Here is a 3,348-nt window from a genome sequence, read left to right as displayed (position 1 = left end):
GTTCCTTACCTGTACCAAGATCTTTTGCAGAGACATGGAGTATGCCATTTGCATCTATGTCAAAAGTAACCTCTATCTGGGGGACTCCTCTTGGAGCAGGCGGTATTCCAACAAGCTCAAAGACTCCAAGAAGCTTGTTGTCTGCTGCCATGGGCCTTTCTCCCTGATAGACCTTTATGGTAACAGCAGGCTGGTTATCTGTAGCGGTTGTGAATATCTGGGATTTCCTTGTGGGAATAGTGGTATTTCTTTCAATTATCTTTGTGAAAACACCTCCCAGTGTCTCAATTCCAAGTGAAAGAGGTGTAACATCAAGAAGGAGAACCTCCTTTACCTCACCTTTAAGTACTGCAGCCTGAATTGCTGCTCCAACTGCAACGACTTCATCAGGATTTACTGACTTATTTGGATCCTTTCCAAAGAAATTTTTTACTGTTTCCTGAACCTTTGGAGTCCTTGTCTGACCACCAACAAGTATAACCTCATCTATGTCTCTGGAAGTGAGATTGGCATCAGAAAGAGCGAGCTTGCATGGACCAAGAGTTTTCTCAATTAGATCACCAACCAGCTGTTCAAACTTTGCTCTTGTGAGTTTCATAACAAGGTGCTTCGGTCCTGTAGCATCTGCTGTTATAAAGGGAAGGTTTATCTCTGTCTCCATAGCCTGAGATAGCTCGATCTTTGCCTTCTCAGCAGCCTCCTTAAGTCTCTGAAGTGCCATCTTGTCCTTTCTTAGGTCAATACCCTGGTCTTTCTTGAATTCTTCTATAAGCCAGTCCATTATCCTAAGGTCAAAGTCATCACCACCAAGATAGGTATCTCCATTTGTAGCTCTTACCTCTATCACACCTTCTCCTATCTCGAGGATGGAGATATCAAAGGTGCCACCTCCAAGGTCGTATACTGCTATCTTTTCTTCCTTCTTTTTATCAAGACCATAGGCAAGGGCTGCTGCTGTTGGCTCATTTATGATTCTCAGGACATTGAGACCTGCAATTCTTCCAGCATCCTTGGTTGCCTGCCTCTGGCTGTCATCAAAATAGGCTGGCACAGTTATGACCGCCTCTGTAACAGGTTCTCCAAGATAATCCTCAGCAGCCTGTTTTAATTTCTGAAGTATCATTGCTGATATCTCAGGAGGTGAATAGACCTTTCCCATAATTTCAACATGGGCATCTCCATTTGGAGCCGGTACAATTTTATAAGGAAGTCTCTTCATTGCCTCCTTTACTTCTGGAGAATCGTATTTCCTTCCCATTAATCTCTTTATCGAAAAGACCGTATTTGTTGGATTTGTTATTGCCTGTCTCTTCGCAATCTGCCCTACAAGCCTTTCACCCTTTTCAGTAAAGGCGACAACAGATGGTGTTGTCCTAGAACCCTCCTGATTAGGTATCACTACAGGTTCACCACCTATTACAACTGCAACAACTGAGTTTGTTGTACCAAGGTCAATGCCGATTGCCTTTCCCATAATCCCTACCTCCTTCTTTAAGAACTGAAAGATCAAGCCAGAATGAAAGCATCGCTGGCTTCTTATTCACTAACTGAACTGTTACCTTCCTTTTTATCAGGTTTTTTTGAAACTGCTACAAGGGAAGGTCTCAGGACCTTATCTTTGTAAATATATCCCTTTCTGAATTCCTCAACAACTGTCAGTTCATCAAGGTCCTCTCTTTCGACCATAGACATTGCCTCGTGATAAACAGGATCAAAGGGTTTCATATAAGAGTCTATCTGTGTGAGTCCTGCCTTTTCAAGCACCCTCAAAATCTCTCTTAAAGTAAGTTTAACACCCTCCACAAGACCTGAATTCACCTCTTCTGCATGCTTTACAGCCATCTCAAGATTATCAAGCGAAGGAATAAGGGCATTTATTAATGCCTCATTTGAGTATTTAATAATCTCTTCTTTTTCTTTTGCTACCATTCTTTTATAATTCTCAAACTCTGCATATAGTCTTTTATATTTATCCTTCAGTTCTTCAATCTCCTTTTTCATGTGATTGATAAGGGCCTCCTCATTGAAAGGGATCCCCTTTTTTTCTTCTGACGGAATTTCTCCTTTTTCCTCGTGCGCTATTTCACCTGAAGGTACTGATTCCCCTTCCTGAATTTCTTCTCTTGATACCCTCTCCTCATCCATGTCTCCTCCTCCCAGAAAGTACATCAGTGATAAAATCCGCTACAGTCCTGACCACTGAAATAGCCTTTGCATAATCCATTCTTTTCGGGCCTATCAGACATATAGCCCCAGCAGGTCTATATTGATCATAATATGTTGATGCTACGATGCTAAAATCATGCATCTCCTTTATCTGATTTTCTGAACCTATTATAACTTTCATACCATTACTCTTGTAAATCAGCTCATTTAGAAGATTTAAAATAAGGTATTTATCCTCTATTGTCCTCACGAGTTCTCTTATTCTCGCAATATTAAAGAAATCAGGTAGTTCAAAGACCTGTGAAAAACCATAGATAAAAAGCATGTCTTCTGAAAGAAGTGCCTCCCTGCAGAGTCTGATTGCCTTTGAGATAAGGGCATCGGCAATTATCTTATCCCTTGCCATCTCGCTGAAGATCAACCCTCTTATCTCCTTAATAGAATAGCCTGAGAATCTTGAATTTATATACCTTGCTGCTTCATTAAGCTCTGACTGAGTAAGAGGCATGTTTACATCAATTATCCTCTTTTTATGCACTCCGTCTGTGGTTTCGTAATTAAAAAGTATCTGGTTACCGCTGACCTTTTTTATCTCAATCTTTTTTATTACCGTATCTGCCTCAAAGGGGTGAGAAGCCACGCTCACATAATGCGTGAGATCAGCAAGAGATTTTGCCGTTCTTTCGAGAAGAAGATCAATGTTATCTCTTATATCCTCAAGTATTCTTGTAAGTTTTTTTATAAAAACAGGGTCCACCTTTGGTTCAAGGCTCAGGATATTGTTAACATAGAATCTGAATCCCTTATCAGTTGGTATCCTGCCCGCTGATGTGTGAGGCTGCAGAAGATAACCAAGCTCTTCAAGATCTGCCATCACATTTCTTATGGTTGCTGATGAAAGGTCAAATCCATACTTCTTAGCTATATGCCTTGATCCTACGGGATCAAGTCTTTGAATGTAACTTTCCACAACCGCCATTAATATTTTCTTAGCCCTTTCATCAAGCATATTTTCACCCTTTAGCACTCTAAAGCTGAGAGTGCTAAATTAATATAGCAACTCAGATAGAGTTATGTCAAGTAAAGCAATACCTCTTTTATTATCTTTGCAGCCATGATTGAGGTTATACCTGAGGGGTCAAAGGGCGGTGAAACCTCCATAATATCAAAACCTCTGAGGAC

At 40.7% G+C, this 3,348-nt stretch carries 3 protein-coding genes; all 3 read right to left on the bottom strand.

The annotated features are described in order from the left end of the window. On the bottom strand, nucleotides 1–1,474 hold a 1,474-nt coding region (gene dnaK, locus N2257_10550; GenBank protein ID MCX7794823.1), incomplete at its 3' end, for a molecular chaperone DnaK. Nucleotides 1,475–1,536: 62 nt separating this feature from the next. Continuing rightward, the gene (gene grpE, locus N2257_10545; protein ID MCX7794822.1) at nucleotides 1,537–2,145 is read right to left on the bottom strand and encodes a nucleotide exchange factor GrpE; all 609 of its coding nucleotides are present in this window, start codon (nucleotides 2,143–2,145) and stop codon (nucleotides 1,537–1,539) included. Beyond that, entirely contained in the window at nucleotides 2,138–3,175 is a 1,038-nt protein-coding gene (gene hrcA, locus N2257_10540; protein MCX7794821.1) for a heat-inducible transcriptional repressor HrcA, read from the bottom strand. Before hrcA ends, grpE begins: the two co-directional genes overlap by 8 nt. Nucleotides 3,176–3,348: the final 173 nt, after the last annotated feature.

The organism is Thermodesulfovibrionales bacterium (assembly GCA_026417875.1).
In the GTDB taxonomy this organism is placed as follows: domain Bacteria; phylum Nitrospirota; class Thermodesulfovibrionia; order Thermodesulfovibrionales; family CALJEL01; genus CALJEL01.
The sequence above is the reverse complement of the archived record's forward strand: the minus strand, read 5'-3'. Positions and strand labels throughout refer to the sequence as shown.